Source organism: Sporosarcina oncorhynchi (genome assembly GCF_033304615.1).
Taxonomy (GTDB): Bacteria; Bacillota; Bacilli; order Bacillales_A; family Planococcaceae; genus Sporosarcina; species Sporosarcina oncorhynchi.
In genome coordinates, this window is record NZ_CP129118.1 from 2,788,012 (window position 1) to 2,802,461 (window position 14,450).

16 protein-coding genes are annotated in these 14,450 nt (G+C 44.9%); 3 read left to right on the top strand and 13 right to left on the bottom strand.

What is annotated here, in order from left to right:
• Window positions 1-4 precede the first annotated feature (4 nt).
• The gene (locus tag QWT69_RS13625; RefSeq protein WP_317966486.1) at window positions 5-1,441 is read left to right on the top strand and encodes a DDE-type integrase/transposase/recombinase; all 1,437 of its coding nucleotides are present in this window, start codon (window positions 5-7) and stop codon (window positions 1,439-1,441) included.
• Between the two features lie 286 nt (window positions 1,442-1,727).
• Here the strand turns inward: QWT69_RS13625 and QWT69_RS13630 are convergent, their stop codons facing one another.
• Both QWT69_RS13630 and QWT69_RS13635 read right to left on the bottom strand, forming a co-directional pair.
• Window positions 1,728-2,111, bottom strand: coding sequence for a thioesterase family protein (locus QWT69_RS13630; protein WP_431312292.1), 384 nt, complete (start codon window positions 2,109-2,111; stop codon window positions 1,728-1,730).
• Between the two features lie 154 nt (window positions 2,112-2,265).
• Entirely contained in the window at window positions 2,266-3,240 is a 975-nt protein-coding gene (locus tag QWT69_RS13635; protein ID WP_317966488.1) for an NAD(P)H-dependent flavin oxidoreductase, read from the bottom strand.
• A gap of 135 nt (window positions 3,241-3,375) precedes the next feature.
• Between QWT69_RS13635 and QWT69_RS13640 the strand changes: the two genes are divergently transcribed.
• Both QWT69_RS13640 and QWT69_RS13645 read left to right on the top strand, forming a co-directional pair.
• Window positions 3,376-3,903, top strand: coding sequence for a gamma carbonic anhydrase family protein (locus QWT69_RS13640; protein ID WP_317966490.1), 528 nt, complete (start codon window positions 3,376-3,378; stop codon window positions 3,901-3,903).
• Between the two features lie 373 nt (window positions 3,904-4,276).
• Entirely contained in the window at window positions 4,277-4,387 is a 111-nt protein-coding gene (locus QWT69_RS13645; RefSeq protein ID WP_317966492.1) for a putative holin-like toxin, read from the top strand.
• Window positions 4,388-5,054: 667 nt separating this feature from the next.
• On the opposite strand, the gene paaX is transcribed toward QWT69_RS13645, so the two are convergent.
• The 11 genes from paaX to paaB all read right to left on the bottom strand — a co-directional run bounded on the left by paaX (window position 5,055) and on the right by paaB (window position 14,432).
• Window positions 5,055-5,915 (bottom strand): phenylacetic acid degradation operon negative regulatory protein PaaX, encoded by an 861-nt coding sequence (gene paaX / locus QWT69_RS13650; RefSeq protein ID WP_317971111.1) that lies wholly within the window; start codon window positions 5,913-5,915, stop codon window positions 5,055-5,057.
• 105 nt (window positions 5,916-6,020) lie between these two features.
• Entirely contained in the window at window positions 6,021-6,797 is a 777-nt protein-coding gene (locus tag QWT69_RS13655; RefSeq protein WP_317966494.1) for an enoyl-CoA hydratase-related protein, read from the bottom strand.
• Window positions 6,794-8,023, bottom strand: a complete 1,230-nt coding sequence (locus QWT69_RS13660) for an acetyl-CoA C-acyltransferase (RefSeq protein ID WP_317966496.1) — start codon at window positions 8,021-8,023, stop codon at window positions 6,794-6,796. The genes QWT69_RS13655 and QWT69_RS13660 overlap by 4 nt, the downstream gene beginning before the upstream one ends.
• On the bottom strand, window positions 8,020-8,892 hold the full coding sequence (locus QWT69_RS13665) for a 3-hydroxyacyl-CoA dehydrogenase (RefSeq protein ID WP_317966498.1): 873 nt from the start codon (window positions 8,890-8,892) through the stop codon (window positions 8,020-8,022). Before QWT69_RS13665 ends, QWT69_RS13660 begins: the two co-directional genes overlap by 4 nt.
• Before the next feature lie 441 nt (window positions 8,893-9,333).
• On the bottom strand, window positions 9,334-10,851 hold the full coding sequence (locus tag QWT69_RS13670) for an aldehyde dehydrogenase family protein (protein ID WP_317966500.1): 1,518 nt from the start codon (window positions 10,849-10,851) through the stop codon (window positions 9,334-9,336).
• Between the two features lie 13 nt (window positions 10,852-10,864).
• Window positions 10,865-11,638, bottom strand: coding sequence for an enoyl-CoA hydratase-related protein (locus tag QWT69_RS13675; protein WP_317966502.1), 774 nt, complete (start codon window positions 11,636-11,638; stop codon window positions 10,865-10,867).
• Window positions 11,639-11,650: 12 nt separating this feature from the next.
• Window positions 11,651-12,430, bottom strand: coding sequence for an enoyl-CoA hydratase/isomerase family protein (locus QWT69_RS13680; protein ID WP_317966504.1), 780 nt, complete (start codon window positions 12,428-12,430; stop codon window positions 11,651-11,653).
• Window positions 12,430-12,732: an EthD family reductase gene (locus tag QWT69_RS13685; protein ID WP_317966506.1), complete on the bottom strand. Its 303-nt coding sequence runs from the start codon at window positions 12,730-12,732 to the stop codon at window positions 12,430-12,432. The genes QWT69_RS13680 and QWT69_RS13685 overlap by 1 nt, the downstream gene beginning before the upstream one ends.
• A 17-nt stretch (window positions 12,733-12,749) precedes the next feature.
• Window positions 12,750-13,250: a 1,2-phenylacetyl-CoA epoxidase subunit PaaD gene (gene paaD / locus QWT69_RS13690; protein WP_317966509.1), complete on the bottom strand. Its 501-nt coding sequence runs from the start codon at window positions 13,248-13,250 to the stop codon at window positions 12,750-12,752.
• Between the two features lie 25 nt (window positions 13,251-13,275).
• Window positions 13,276-14,088 (bottom strand): 1,2-phenylacetyl-CoA epoxidase subunit PaaC, encoded by an 813-nt coding sequence (paaC, locus tag QWT69_RS13695; RefSeq protein WP_317966511.1) that lies wholly within the window; start codon window positions 14,086-14,088, stop codon window positions 13,276-13,278.
• Window positions 14,085-14,432, bottom strand: a complete 348-nt coding sequence (paaB, locus tag QWT69_RS13700) for a 1,2-phenylacetyl-CoA epoxidase subunit PaaB (protein ID WP_317966513.1) — start codon at window positions 14,430-14,432, stop codon at window positions 14,085-14,087. Before paaB ends, paaC begins: the two co-directional genes overlap by 4 nt.
• Between the last annotated feature and the right edge of the window lie 18 nt (window positions 14,433-14,450).

Below are 14,450 nucleotides of genomic sequence, written 5' to 3' on the forward strand. Positions count from 1 at the left end.
CAAGTTGTACCCTCAATTATTAGCTTATTTACTTCAATATATCAAGTACCAGCACACAATTATTATTACGTTACTTACGGTAGTGCTTGGAAAGGCCGTCGGGAGTGTGCGGCCCGATGAGCCTGTAGACAAGCCTTATCGAAAACTTCAGATTGATGAGCTTCCCGTTCTGGAGAAACTCGAGAAGCTGTCCTTTCAGGACTTATTGGATGATTATTTTAAAGCCCATGGGAAGTCTCTAAAACCCGTCCAGCGACGAAAGAATGCCAAATCGAGCGTTCCTGAAAAGCTGTGCTGTCCGCGGTGTAGTGCTCCATCCAGCTACCTGTATGCGAACAACGGAGACAAAGGGCAATTCCAATGTAAAGTCTGCGGATGCCTCTTTAATAAACAAAGCCGGTATCTGAAGGAAGCCATCCTCAAATGTCCCCACTGCTTAAAAACACTTGAAAAAGTAAAAGAACGAAAGGACTTCGACGTTTTCAAATGTAAGAACAATGACTGTTCCTATTACCAAAAGAAGTTGCGCCAAATGACACAAGCAGAAAAGAAACGATTCAAGGAAGATCCCCAGGCCTTCAAAGTTCGGTATATTTACCGTCAGTTTCAATTCGATTTCAAACCGATGGCAGATGCGTCCCCGGTTCAACCTAAGGTGGATCTCTCCAGGATCTATGTGTCTTCACACACACTCGGGCTCATTCTTACGTACCACGTAAACTATGGCATCTCCGCACGGAAGACCGCAGCGCTGATGAGAGACGTTCATAACGTGCATATTTCTCATCAAAGTGTGCTGAACTACATGAACAGTGTTGCGTTGACGGTGAAGCCTTTTGTGGATAATTTCCCGTACGAGTTGTCTGATCAGTTCTGTGGGGATGAAACCTACATCCGTGTAAACGGGCGCTGGCATTACATCTTCTTCTTTTTCGATGCCGCTAAGAAGGTCATCCTGTCCTATCGGACTTCACCGAATCGGGACACCTTTTCAGCGATTCGCGCCCTGGATGATATGTTCAGGAAGATGAAGACCATTCCAGAGAACTTGAACATCGTGGTGGACGGAAACCCTATCTACCTGTTGGCCCAACAATTCTTTGCGCAACACGATATCCATTTTGATGTGACACGTGTAATCGGGCTGACAAACGAAGACCCTGTGTCAACTGAATATCGTCCATTGAAGCAAATCATCGAGCGTTTGAACCGGACATTTAAAGGGAACTACCGCGCCACCCATGGCTTTGGTTCCGAAGATGGATCGGTTTCTCACGTGACGCTGTTTGTCGCGTACTTCAACTTTCTCCGTCCTCATTCATCCTTGGAAGGCCGGGTACCTGTGATTGTCCCAGAATTGAAGGAAATGCCTCACATGCCCGCTCGATGGACGAAACTGATTGAACTATCGCAACAGTGGCTGACCGAGAATGCCAGCTGACTTTTTGTTTAGCTGAGCTTTTGGGAACATCGTGAATCGAGCAATCGGCGAAGCGAACTCTTGACAAACCGAACGGAGAAAAAGGTTAAAATTGGTTAAAGTCAAGGGCTATTTGTCATGTCTTCTTTTTGTCCCCTTCGCCCTTGGTGCACACTACGCAACCTTTTTCGACTGTTTGTCAAGAGCGATTGCGGTACATGGCCGACGACTTACTGTAGTGCGAGTCGCGAATTTGAGTTTTCATAGAAATTTTGACACTACCGATTGTACGGACAAACGAACATTTTCAAACAGAAGCCTCTTTTAACTTCTCCATAATCTTTACTTTAGGCAATATGACTTGCACCACTTCACCTTTTCCGATTAATCCAAGGTGATTGGACGCTGTCACTTTTGTCACTACCTTATTATCCCGATATTCAACTAACGTCGCCGTCAAACTAACAGTGGTACCAAGAGGTGACGCTGAGAGATGTTTCAACTGGACTGAGGCGCCCATCCCCTCCTCATCGTCTTCTAAAAACGGCAGGATGATTTTCCTCGACACCCACTCCATATGGTGAGTCATAGCCACTGTTGAATAAACAGGATGAACGACTTGCCCTTCAAATGACGCAAACATATCCTCTGTCACAGTGATTACAATCGTTTCCTCTCTTCCAACGTTCATCCCCGGTCTCATCATTTATCCCCTACTTCATTTATAATGTTAGGTAATATTGCAAGCGCTTACAAAAATACTATTTGACACTTATCATAGTAAATATATGTGCATAAGGCTTCGTTAGAAGTATTTTGATAGCTGCCTTTTACTAATCACACATTCAATTTTGTTTATCGGATAACATGCTTTTGAATTCTTGCATCGTTCGATCCATCTGATTTTCCGCCTCTTCCATCATAGAAGCGAATAACTCTTTGACAGATGGGATGTTTTCTATTAAGCCTGCTATTTGTCCACTATTAATGAAGCCATTTTCCATATCGCCTTCGACTGCACCTTTGATATGCTTTTGTTCAGAAGTCATGTCACTATATTTTTCCAGTGACATCCCCGATTCTTCCAAGTCTTTAAGCTTCATTGCATAAGGCGTCCTCAAGATTCGTCTGAGCCGCCCTAAACTGCGTCCAATCAATATGGTTTCCGTGTCACTTGCATCGACAAGGTTCTGTTTATAACGGTCATGAAACGGTGCCTCCTTTGTCGCTATGAGGCGAGTACCGATTTGTACACCACTGGCACCTAACATAAGCGCAGCCGCCAACCCTTTCCCATCACCTATACCACCTGCAGCAATGACCGGTACCGTAACGTTCTTCACAATCTGCGGTATTAATGTGAAAGTCGTCAGTTCCAAATTGGAATTAATGCCCGCTGCCTCGAACCCTTCCGCCACAAGAATATCCGCTCCCGCCGCCTCCGCTTTACGCGCATGTTGCACGGAAGCAACAAGTGCAATGACCAGTACACCATTTTCTTTTAGTACTGGGACATACGGTGCTGGATTTCCCGCTGATAGGGAAACAATAGGAATCTTATGTTTGAGAACAAGATCGATTAACTCATTTACATAAGGAGAAACATTGATTGCGATATTGATAGCGAATTTCCTGTTCGTCAGACGTTTTGTTTCCATTATCATTTTTTCAACTTCATCCGGAGCCAACGTTCCGCATCCGATTGTACCAAGGCCACCTGCCTCTGAAACAGCCGCGGTCAGTTGCGCATTGCTGATATTCCCCATCCCTCCTTGAATAATTGGAAAGTCGATCTGAAGCCTATCACAAACATATATCATTTTTCGTTCACCCCTATGAATATATGTTATACTAATCTAAGTTAAAAAACAATTAGGATAAATAGAAATTTCTATTTTGTCCTAATTGGTTGTCAATTTAGCCGATCAGGCTACTATAGGAGGAGGAGATTTGCTTTGTTAATCACATATAAAGGGAAAAGTCCGTCACTCGATCCGACGGTTTTCGTCGCACCAGGCGCTAAAGTCATCGGGGACGTGAAAGTCGGAACAGAGTCGACCATTTGGTTTAATACGGTGTTACGGGGAGATGAAGGGCCCATTTCAATTGGGAATCGATGCAGCATCCAGGATAATTCAACAATCCATTTATATGAAGATGCTCCGGTTGTCGTAGAAGATGAGGTAACCGTCGGGCATAACGTAATCCTACATGGTTGCAAAGTCGGAAGACGCTCGATCATTGGAATGGGATCTACCATCCTTGATCATGCTGAAATTGGCGAAGAGTGTATTATTGGTGCCAACACATTGATTCCGCCAGGGAAAAAAATCCCTCCACGCTCTCTCGTTGTTGGTTCGCCTGGGAAGGTAGTAAGAGAATTGAACGAAAGTGACTTTGAAATCATTCAGCTATCGATAGATTCATATGTACAAAAAGGCTATGATTATCGAGATATTTTTTCCGATCAAGATAGCGAATGATAAAAACCGGTTTGTCCACTTGGGTTACGGGTTGAGAACGCGGGGAGAAAACATTGAAAAGCATAGCGAATAAGGACGCAATTCGCAGGTGAATTTGAGCGAAAAGGAGCACATCTTTGCTCTGACAGGTGAAACACCCTTCGGAGCGAAGCGAAGCGGAGCGAAGCGGAGAGGTGTGGTTCATCGCCCGCCCTCCGGAACACGTCCGGCTGCAGCGCAGATCAACGGTTTAGAACCACTATCCCGTTAACGGCGCGATTCTTGAAAACTTTACGTCTAGCTTTTTCAAATGTTGATTAGGTGATAGAATTACAGTAGCAGCTACATACAGCGGATGGGCGGTTGGCACTCCCTTGTGAAAGGGGGTGTTTATATGGTGACATACGAAGCGATGAACATGCTATTCCAATTTGGAATGTTCCTGGCGGCAATGCTAACAGCTATCGCCGCGATGATTGCTCTATCCACCAATAGAAAAAAGTAACCACCCTCCGCTACGACCCAAGTAGATGAGATGGTTACTTTTTCAGTTCAAACATCTTTTCAACTGGTCAGCCGCACTTCATGCGGATGTCAGCTGCATTGACCGGGTGTTCGCGCACTCGGTCTTCTTTAGTATATCTCCACTTTACCACAGTTATGCGGAAAACACACTTCTTTAAGTGATACAAGTTAATGTGTTCTGTTAGTGATGGAATATCCCGGATTCGGGCGCGATTACTCTCTAAGTTGATCGGAGCGGAAGACAGGCGACTCCTGTCGGAGATAGCGAGAGCCGTAACGAAGAACGGCTTTTGCGAGTGAAGCAAAGCGAAAAGGAGCATATATTTACTTTAATAGGCAAGACCCCGCAGTGTCGCGCCTTTTGCGACCGAGGAGGCTTCCTCCCGCCCCACGGAAAGCGCCTGTCTGGAGCGGAAATCTTAGCGTTTCTCTGTTAAGTTACTCAGCTTTCGTATTCTTTTAAATAAAAATGCTTGACTAGAAGTAAGAACGCCTCCGGCTGAAACGGAAAACAACGTCTTCATATCGCTATCCAACTATAGATAGTGCAAAATAAGAAAATGCTCAGGCATAAAAACCGGGCATTTTCTTATTGTTATTTCAATTATCCATCGCCATTTGGACACCATTTTTTATCTTCCAAATGATTAGTCAATAATAAGCGGATGGACTTCTGCATCGTACGATTTGTCTTTTCGCCGCAAATCATTATCTTCTTGGAACACATCTTCAAAAAACCTGCTGGCTGATTGCGCCAACAACTTATAATATTGTTCAAATAAATGGGCAGCATGGTTGCCTTTCCAGATTGCGGGCAGCAACTCTTTCGGCAGTCCGGGATCAATAAAAAGGAACTTTCGGTATTCATGCACAAGTTTTGTTCTCTCTACGAAACATTCCGCATCAGTCATTTGCCCATTATTCATCATACTTTGATGGATAATATAGTTATTGCTATACGTTGAAATGAATTCTTGGTACTTCCCTTCAATCTCTTCAAGCGGCCAACTTTTCTCAACGAGTGCTCGATTCGCCTGCGGTCCTTCATATTCGGATAAGAATAGATCCGCGTAGGGTTGGATCTCATATTTTTCAATAAGAAGGCTTACTTCTTTCCCAAGGTCATTCGGTGTGATCCAGCAACCATTCGAAAAACTTCCAAAGCCGCTCCATAAAAGCTCTTTACGCAGTTCATCACGTATATGCCTTTTCTCTTCAGGAATCGTATACATCAGCATACGCCATTTTCCATCCCATTCATGTGGTGTCAATTTAAAAATACGCGTCGCCGCTTCTTCAATTCGTAATTCTCCGCGGCGAGTCAGAAAGTAATAGCTTTTATTCCCTTTCTTTTCAGAATTAAGCCAACCTTGCTTCATCATTCTGGAGACGGCTACACGAACTGATTGTTCATTATGGCCGAACTCCTTCAATAATCTAATCAAACTGCCTATCCAAATCTTATTTCCGTAATGACGAATGTAGTCTCCATATATGGTAAAAATCATTGACTGTGTATTTGCCAAGTAAGCTCACTCTCTCTTTTTCATTCATTAAAGATATATCATAAATTCCCCTTCTTTCATTATATCGTTATATTAGTAAAAGAAAACTCATTTCCCCTTAAATACCGGACTTCTTTTTTCACTGAATGCTTGGAGTGCTTCCAGTCGATCTTCGGTTGGGATGATGATTTCGTATGCTTTCGATTCAATTGCAAGTCCTGTTTGCAAATCCGTATTCATCCCTTGTGTGATTGCATATTTAGCTTGTTGAATAGCAACTGGACCATTTTCCATCATTGAAAGAGCGAGTTGCTCGCAAGCGGCAAGTAGGTTTTCCCGTTCTACCACTTCCAGGATGATTCCCAGTTTCAAGCCTTCTTCTGCTGTGAACTTTCTGGCGGTGAAGATTAGCTCCTTCGCTCTCATCTCCCCTACAAGTCTTGGTAGCCTTTGTGTTCCGCCTGCCCCTGGGATGATCGCCCAACTCGTTTCAGTCAGTCCCATTTTCACTCCTTCTACTGCAATGGAAAAGTCGCAAGCAATCATCAATTCAAAACCACCTCCAAAAGCATAGCCGTTCACTGCGGCAATTGTCGGCTGCGGCAGGTTTGCGATCGCTTGGAATGCATCCCTTATTGCCTTAACATTTCTTTTCACTTCCATCTCATTCAATGTTTTTCGTTCTTTCAAATCGGCTCCTGCGGAAAATGCTTTATCGCCTGCGCCCGTAAAAATAACCGCTCGCACCTCTTGATCGAGTGAAATTGAATCCGTAACTTCCTGAAGTTGATGAAGGGTTTCATAATCAAAGCAATTTAACATGCTCTCACGATTAATGGTTACATAGGCAATATTGTTCTTTTTTTCATACAAAACTGTTGTCATTTTGCTGTCTCCTTTTCACACGGGAAACTTGCATTTTCAACGAGTGCCGCTATTCCCTGGCCTACCCCGATACACATCGTCGCCAGTCCATATTGAACGTTCTGTTTCTTCATTTCATAAAGAAGTGTCGTCAGAATTCGGGCGCCACTAGCCCCTAAAGGATGCCCAAAAGCGATTGCCCCACCGTTGACATTCACTTTACTGCCGTCTACTTCCAACTGACGCATACACTCGATGGATTGAGAGGCAAAGGCTTCATTCAATTCAACAAGCCCTATGTCATTCATCGTAAGTCCTGCCCGTTCCATTGCTTTTCTAGAAGCATAAATTGGACCAAGCCCCATTACAGCAGGTTCAAGTCCTGCTGTTGCTCCGATCACATATCGCGCAAGTGGTGTAAGATTAAGTTCTTTCGCTTTCTCAGAACTCATCAGAAGCAATGCAGCTGACCCATCATTCACACCGGAAGCATTGCCTGCGGTAACAGTGCCGCCTTCAAAGATCGGCTTCAGTTTAGCCAGTTTTTCAAGCGTCGTATCTGGCCGCGGGTGTTCATCTCGATCCACAATGATTTCGTTCCCTTTCCGGTCTTGATAAACGACGGGAACAATTTCCTCCACGAACCGATTTTCTTCCATCGCTTTTTTTGCACGTTGCTGGCTTTCATATGCAAATAAATCCTGACTTTCACGCGTTATGTTATACCGCTGTGCAACGTTTTCAGCCGTTTGCGGCATTGAGTCCGCGCCATACATTTTTTTTAGTCGACTATTCGTGAAACGCCACCCAATGGTCGTATCTTGCAACTCCATATTGCCGCGGGGATTTGCTTTGTCAGGCTTTGCCATCACAAGTGGCGCACGTGTCATGCTCTCTGTCCCGCCTGCAATGTAAATATCCCCATCCCCGACCGCGATTGCTCTTGCGGCATACATCACAGCGTCGAGTCCTGAACCACATAGACGGTTGATCGTCGTGCCCGCGACTTCAACCGGGAGCCCCGCCAATAAGCCGGCCATTCGCGCCACATTTCGGTTATCTTCGCCGGCCTGATTGGCATTTCCGAAAACAACTTCTTCAATTTCCTCTACTGGAAGATTTGGATTCCGTTCGACAAGCGCTTTAATAACGACTGCGCCTAAATCATCCGGGCGCACGTCTTTTAGAGCACCATTGTATCGCCCGATTGGTGTACGGACAGCGTCCACTATGACGACTTCCCTCATTTTTTCACCAACTCATCTTCAGTAGTATAATCATATACGCCTTTGCCACTTTTTCGACCGAGTCGGCCCGCTTTCACGTATTGTTCTAAAAGAGGTGCGGGCCTGTACTTTTCACCAAGTTTTTCGTGCAAATAGTTCAAGTTATTCAAGCGTGTATCAAGACCTACCAAATCACCAAGTTCAAATGGACCCATCGGATAATTTAAGCCTAGTTTAATTGCCTTATCAATTTCTTCCGGTGTTCCAAGTCCCTCTTGCAGCATGAAAAATGCTTCGTTGCCTACAAGTGCACTAATTCTGCTAGTGACGAATCCTGGGAATTCATTGATGACAACCGTTTCTTTCCCCATTCTTACCGCCACTTGTTTAATTACTTCTACAGTCTCATCGCTCGTTTCCAATCCCTTCACAATTTCTACAAGTGGCATTTTATGTACGGGATTGAAAAAATGCATGGCAATTGTTTTCCCAGGACGTTTACCATAGGAAGCAATTTCCGTAGGACTCATCGTAGAAGTATTCGTTGCGAAATAGCACTCTTTCGGAGCGTGTTTCTCCATCTCCTCAAATACTTGCCTTTTAATCGATGCCATTTCAGGTACGGCTTCTATAATTAAATCAGCGTTTCCTACGGCTTTTGTGAGATCATTTTCATAGACTATTTTTTGACGCGCATACTCCGCGTCGTCTGCTGAAATTTTCCCATACTGAATTCCTTTTTTGAAAATCACTTCAATTTCATTCTTTGCATTTTGAAGTGCAGTTTCATTACTATCGACAAGTGTAACTGCGTACCGACCAACGGCGCCTACATAGGCAATCCCCCTGCCCATCACGCCGGAACCGACTACAACGATTCGCTCAATCATTCGTTTGCCTCCTCTTTATAATGAAAGAATACGGACAGGAAATCATACATTCCTGTCCGTTTTTATAAAACATGCTTTTTTTATTGTCTAGCTCCAGGCGCCAGGCTCTCGGGTCGCTTCGGTCCTGACGATAAGGCAAAGAGCGCCTTTTCGGCAGGGCCTCCAGCGCCTGTCGAGCCTTAACGGCGCCTTACGCTTTTCTTATTGTCTAGCTCCAGGCGCCAGGCTCTCGGGTCGCTTCGGTCCTGACGATAAGGCAAAGAGCGCCTTTTCGGCAGGGCCTCCAGCGCCTGTCGAGCCTTAACGGCGACTTGCGTTTTTCTTATTGTCTAGCTCCAGGCGCCAGGCTCTCGGGTCGCTTCGGTCCTGACGATAAGGCAAAGAGCGCCTTTTCGGCAGGGCCTCCAGCGCCTGTCGAGCCTTAACGGCGCCTTGTGCTTTTCATAGACCAAAAGGATTGACTGGCCGACTGCCGAAGTAGGACATGATGCTTTTCGTTTCAGTGTATAGATCAAGCGAACCGGCTGACAGTTCTCGGCCGAATCCGGATTGTTTGTAGCCGCCGAATGGAGTACCTGGGAATGCGGAGAACGGTGTGTTGATCATTACGATTCCCGCTTGAATTTGGTTCGCGACACGTGTTGTCGTTGCCGTATTTGTCGACCAGATAGAAGAGGCTAGCCCGTAATCCGAGTCATTTGCTAAGGCAATTGCCTCTTTTTCATTTTTGAATTTAGAGACGACGACAACTGGTCCGAAAATTTCTTCACGAACAACTTTCATGTCTTGTGTGACGTTGCCGATAATGGTCGGCGCATACCAAAATCCGTTTTCATAGCCTTCCGGTTTCAATTCTTTACCGCCTGTTAGAATCTCAGCGCCTTCGTCGATTGCAGATTGAACATAGCTTTTCACAGTGTCCAACTGAGCTTGATCAATAACTGCCCCCATATGTGTTTCTTTACTAAATGGATCCCCAATTACAAGTTTTTCAGTTTTCGCAATAAATTTCTCAACGAACTCGTCGTAAACATTTTCATGTATATAGACGCGTGTACGTGCATCGCAAGATTGACCCGTGTTATTGAATGCACCGTAGAGTGAACCATCGACAGCTGCCTCAATATCGGCATCCTCAAAAACAAGGCTTGGTGATTTCCCGCCAAGTTCCAGTGTGACGCGTTTGACTGTTCCTGCCGCTCTTGCCATAATGTCTTTTCCGATGGACGTTGAACCTGTGAACGCCACTTTATTCACGCGTTCATGTTCGACCAAGTAGTTGCCGATCTCTGAACCAGATCCAGGTAGAATGTTGACAACACCTGCCGGAACGCCTGCTTCATGACAAATTTCTCCAAGAACAATCGCTGTAAGCGGCGTTAATGATGCTGGCTTAATAACGACAGAACATCCTGCAGCAATTGCCGGTGCAATCTTCCAAGCAGCCATCATCAACGGATAGTTCCACGGAATAATTTGCGCACACACACCAAGCGGCTCTTTTTCTGTGTAGTTATGGAATTGCCCAGGCACGTTGTTTACAGATCCACCGTGTCCAACGATAGCGCCCGCATAAAATTCAAAGTCCTCAATCGCTTGAGCAATCTGCCCTTTCGCAGCTGCAAGTGATTTTCCTGTATTCAAAATTTCGAGTTCCACAAGCTCATTGAATCTTGAGCCCATAATTTCCGCAATTTTATTCAACACACGCGCACGACGTCCGGCCGGAGTGATTTTCCACTTCCCATTATCAAACGAATCCCTCGCCGCTTGAACCGCTTTTTCAGCGTCTTCTTTCGTCGCTTTTGCCACTTCAGCTAACAGTTCACCCGTCGCAGGATTATAAATTTTTGTGCGTTCCCCATTGCTTCCATCGACTTGTTCACCGTTTATAAAAAGCTTATAGTAGTCACGCTTCATTGATTCACGCTCTGTCGTTCCTTCTTGAATTGTCGTCATTGAATGATTCCTCCTATTGTCCCGAGTAGACAGGTTTTCTTTTTTCCATGAATGCGGTAACACCTTCACGATGATCCTTTGTGAGACCCGCGATCCGCTGTCCTTGAGCTTCTTGTTCAAGGTAGTCTTCAAATGATAGTGTCGTTGTTGCCTTCAATGAACGCTTGATCAACCCGAGTGCTTTTGTTGGCAAAGCAGCTAGCCGGGCTGCAAACGCGGTAACGTCTTCTTCCCATGTATCCATTGGAATTAGTCGATTCGCAAGGCCCATTTCCACAGCGTCAGCAGCAGTCACTTTTTCTCCTAACATGGCTAGTTCCGTTGCTTTCGCATGTCCTACAAGTTGTGTCAGATAATAGAGATTGCCGGAGTCTGGAATAAGACCGACATGAATAAAGGCGTTTACAAAACTTGCCCGTTCTGCAATCAGTCTGAAGTCGCAAGCAAGTGCAAGGCTGAAGCCCGCACCAGCTGCAACGCCATTTACAGCGGCAATAATCGGTTTTTCACAGTCTCTAATTTGTTTGATCATCGGCCCATAATGGTCTCGTAATACTTGGCCGTGATCCATGTTTTCATCGACTTCCGCTAGATCCTGTCCGGAACAAAATGCTCGTCCTTCGCCCGTTAGGACAATGCAACGAACTTCATCATCATTGGAAGCAGATTTAACTGCCTCCTTCACTTCACGGTTCATCTGTGCAACAAAGGCGTTCAGTTTGTCGGGTCTATTTAAATAGATCCATGCAATGCCATCTGCGATCTCATAGCGAATTGTTTCAGTCATTCAGCAACCTCCTTACTTCCCCCGGTACTCCGGTTTTCTTTTTCCCACAAAAGCATTCATACCTTCTTTTTGATCCTGTGAAGCGAAAAGCAAATAGAAGTTTTTCCGTTCATATTGCATACCTTCATATAAAGAATAATCCACTGCTTTATTGACCGAATCTTTAATGAGGCGCAACGAAAGCGGCGGTTGTGTAGCGAGTCGATTAGCGAACTTCAGCGTTTCTTCCATTAAAAGCTCGGGTGCAACGATTTTGTTGATGACTCCGTGTGTAAGAGCCACTTCGGCGGAAAACCTCTCTCCTGTCCATAGCCATTCAATCGCTTTCGTTCGGCCAGCCAGTTTCGTCAACCGCTGCGTACCTCCCGCTCCTGGCATGACGCCAAGCCCTACTTCCGGAAATGAAAACTGTGTGCCGCTAGCTGAGATTAATAGATCACAAGAGAGGGCAAGCTCGAAGCCCCCACCGAAAACAAATCCTTTAACAGCACCGATGATTGGTTTTTTAATAAGTGTTAGACGGTCCCAATCCGCAAATTGGTTCAATAATTCGAGACTAATCGGGTCGTCAGTTGTCATTTCATCAATATCTGCTCCCGCTGAAAAAGCGCGTCCAACGCCTGTCAGTACAATGACACGGACGTTTTCATCACGATCATAGTCTTCCATCGCTGCGACGATTTCACTGACCATTTTTCGATTTAACGAGTTTAACTGACGGGGGCGATTCAGATAGATGACAGCTACACCGTTTCCCTCTATGGACGTTTCAAGATATTCGAAACGGGTCATTACGCATCTTCACCGATCATTAACGTAACAAGATCACGTGCAAACCCCATTAAGTCCTTCCCGGACGCTTTTCCTTCGGGTGAACTTACCCCCTGCTGCAACTCTTCCAAACTGTCATAAACCATCTCACACATAAGATAATATTTGCCCTCTCCGCCCATTGGAGATCCTGTAAATTTTGTCACTTTCATTTCACGAAGTCCCGGAATTTTCGCTGTGATTGGCGCGTGAACGTTGAAGTAATGATGATCGAATTCCTCTTTGTTTTCAGGGTGTTTGTACAGTGCGATTAATTTAGCCATTTTCTTTTCTCCTCACTTTACATTAGTGTTGAAACGGGTTTCATTGCTTCAAATACATTTTTACAGCTCTTACAATACAAAATACTTCTGCAAGCAGTCGGCCCGAAAATGTTTTCCATTGTTACATATGTGGAACCGCAATAGGCACAATCCACATGCCATGAACCGTCTTCTGCAAAGTGGCGTGGGGGCGGAGCTATTCCAAATGCACGCAGATTCTTTTGGCCTTCTTCTGTAATACGATCTGATGTCCACGGCGGATGAAAGACGAATTCCACTTCGACATCTTCCACTTCTGGCAGTTGTTGAATTGCGTCTATCGTATTTTTCTTAATAACTTCTAATGCCGGGCATCCTAAAAATGTCGGAAGTAAAACGACGGTGACGGTATTCCCCAAGGTCGTGACTTTTTCAACCATACCAAGGTCCATTATGCTGACAGAATCAATTTCTGGATCTTTTACAGTCATTAACATGTCAAAAACACGACCTGTGGAAACGCTTTCAGAAACAGCCATGCTCTTCACCTCTTTCCTCTTCCAGTTACCAGGAAGCGACCGGATCTACCTTGTACACTTCAGAAAGCGTAAGCAGAGCTTCATCCAGGTCTACTGTATGCTCGCCATTCCTTCCATTATTCGCAAGCGTTTCTGGGATTGCCGGTACATCCATTTGAAGCGCAGCAAACACCGGTTGAATGCTCGTTAGCCAGTTTTTCTTCAATCGTTCCTCACTGTCTATCAACTTATATGTTTCAATGGCTTGTTTTTGATTGCCAAAGGAGAACATATCTCCAAAGTCATTCATAACTAGCGTCATAGCTTCATTCATTCGCTTTTTTGCCTCTTCGGTAGAACTGAACAATTGCTTAAACCACGTTTCCCAATGCAATCTGTGATAATAAAGTTCCATCCTCACTTTTACCGCAACTTCAGCAAGTGGCTGATACGAACTTTGGCATAACGAATCCACTTTCACTTTTTTTGCCTGTGTGTAAAAATAACTTCTGACCACTTGATAGGCCCAATCATATTTCGGTGTTTCCATGTAATAGCCTTCACCGTTTACCCGCTCTGTCAAAATGCTGTTTCTTCGATCTTGCGACGGGCGAATATGAGCTAATTCATCTGCATTTCCGACCCCTAACTCTTCGAGAAGTTGATAGTACATCGCTGCATGCCCCATACTATCTTGGCTAATCGATGAAGAAGCGACATCTTCCTCAATATGTGGAGCGAGTCCGAGCCACTCAGATCCCCGGTACGCATACAGGAAATCATCATCCGCCAATTGGAACAACAAGCTCGTTATCGCATCGTTGTTTTCCGCAGTCACTCCGTTTTCAATTTCGCTCATTTCCGCTTTCCTCCCCATGACAAGATTTCTTTTTCATCCAAGATTTCCTGTTCATAGTGACGCCATTTTTTCTTCAAGTAGCCGTACCCTTTTGTCGTACGATACTCTTTATTATCCAGTCTGCGAAGCGTCAATTTTTCCTCTTCATCCATCTTTCGAATATGCTTTCGATTCACAATCCAAATGTCGACAACCGGTTCACGTCGCATGAAATTTTCCTGAGCCAAAACGAGTGCCATTTCTTCGTTTGGAGCCAGTAAACTGAATTGGTACTGGAATGTCGCAGCGGGTGTCCGTTTGCTAAAAACTTCGTATTCTTGATAAAATGATTGCTCTTCGGCCATTTACGCTGACTCCTTTCG

Bases quoted from the DNA above. Each gene is read 5' to 3' on its own strand.
- QWT69_RS13645 (WP_317966492.1), top strand. From the start codon at position 4,277: ATGGTGACATACGAAGCGATGAACATGCTATTCCAATTTGGAATGTTC.
- QWT69_RS13680 (WP_317966504.1), bottom strand. From the start codon at position 12,430: ATGACCCGTTTCGAATATCTTGAAACGTCCATAGAGGGAAACGGTGTA.
- QWT69_RS13660 (WP_317966496.1), bottom strand. From the start codon at position 8,023: ATGAGGGAAGTCGTCATAGTGGACGCTGTCCGTACACCAATCGGGCGA.
- QWT69_RS13655 (WP_317966494.1), bottom strand. From the start codon at position 6,797: ATGACAACAGTTTTGTATGAAAAAAAGAACAATATTGCCTATGTAACC.
- QWT69_RS13665 (WP_317966498.1), bottom strand. From the start codon at position 8,892: ATGATTGAGCGAATCGTTGTAGTCGGTTCCGGCGTGATGGGCAGGGGG.
- QWT69_RS13635 (WP_317966488.1), bottom strand. From the start codon at position 3,240: ATGATATATGTTTGTGATAGGCTTCAGATCGACTTTCCAATTATTCAA.
- paaX (WP_317971111.1), bottom strand. From the start codon at position 5,915: ATGATTTTTACCATATATGGAGACTACATTCGTCATTACGGAAATAAG.
- paaC (WP_317966511.1), bottom strand. From the start codon at position 14,088: ATGAGCGAAATTGAAAACGGAGTGACTGCGGAAAACAACGATGCGATA.
- QWT69_RS13685 (WP_317966506.1), bottom strand. From the start codon at position 12,732: ATGGCTAAATTAATCGCACTGTACAAACACCCTGAAAACAAAGAGGAA.
- paaD (WP_317966509.1), bottom strand. From the start codon at position 13,250: ATGGCTGTTTCTGAAAGCGTTTCCACAGGTCGTGTTTTTGACATGTTA.
- QWT69_RS13630 (WP_431312292.1), bottom strand. From the start codon at position 2,111: ATGAACGTTGGAAGAGAGGAAACGATTGTAATCACTGTGACAGAGGAT.
- QWT69_RS13670 (WP_317966500.1), bottom strand. From the start codon at position 10,851: ATGACGACAATTCAAGAAGGAACGACAGAGCGTGAATCAATGAAGCGT.
- paaB (WP_317966513.1), bottom strand. From the start codon at position 14,432: ATGGCCGAAGAGCAATCATTTTATCAAGAATACGAAGTTTTTAGCAAA.
- QWT69_RS13675 (WP_317966502.1), bottom strand. From the start codon at position 11,638: ATGACTGAAACAATTCGCTATGAGATCGCAGATGGCATTGCATGGATC.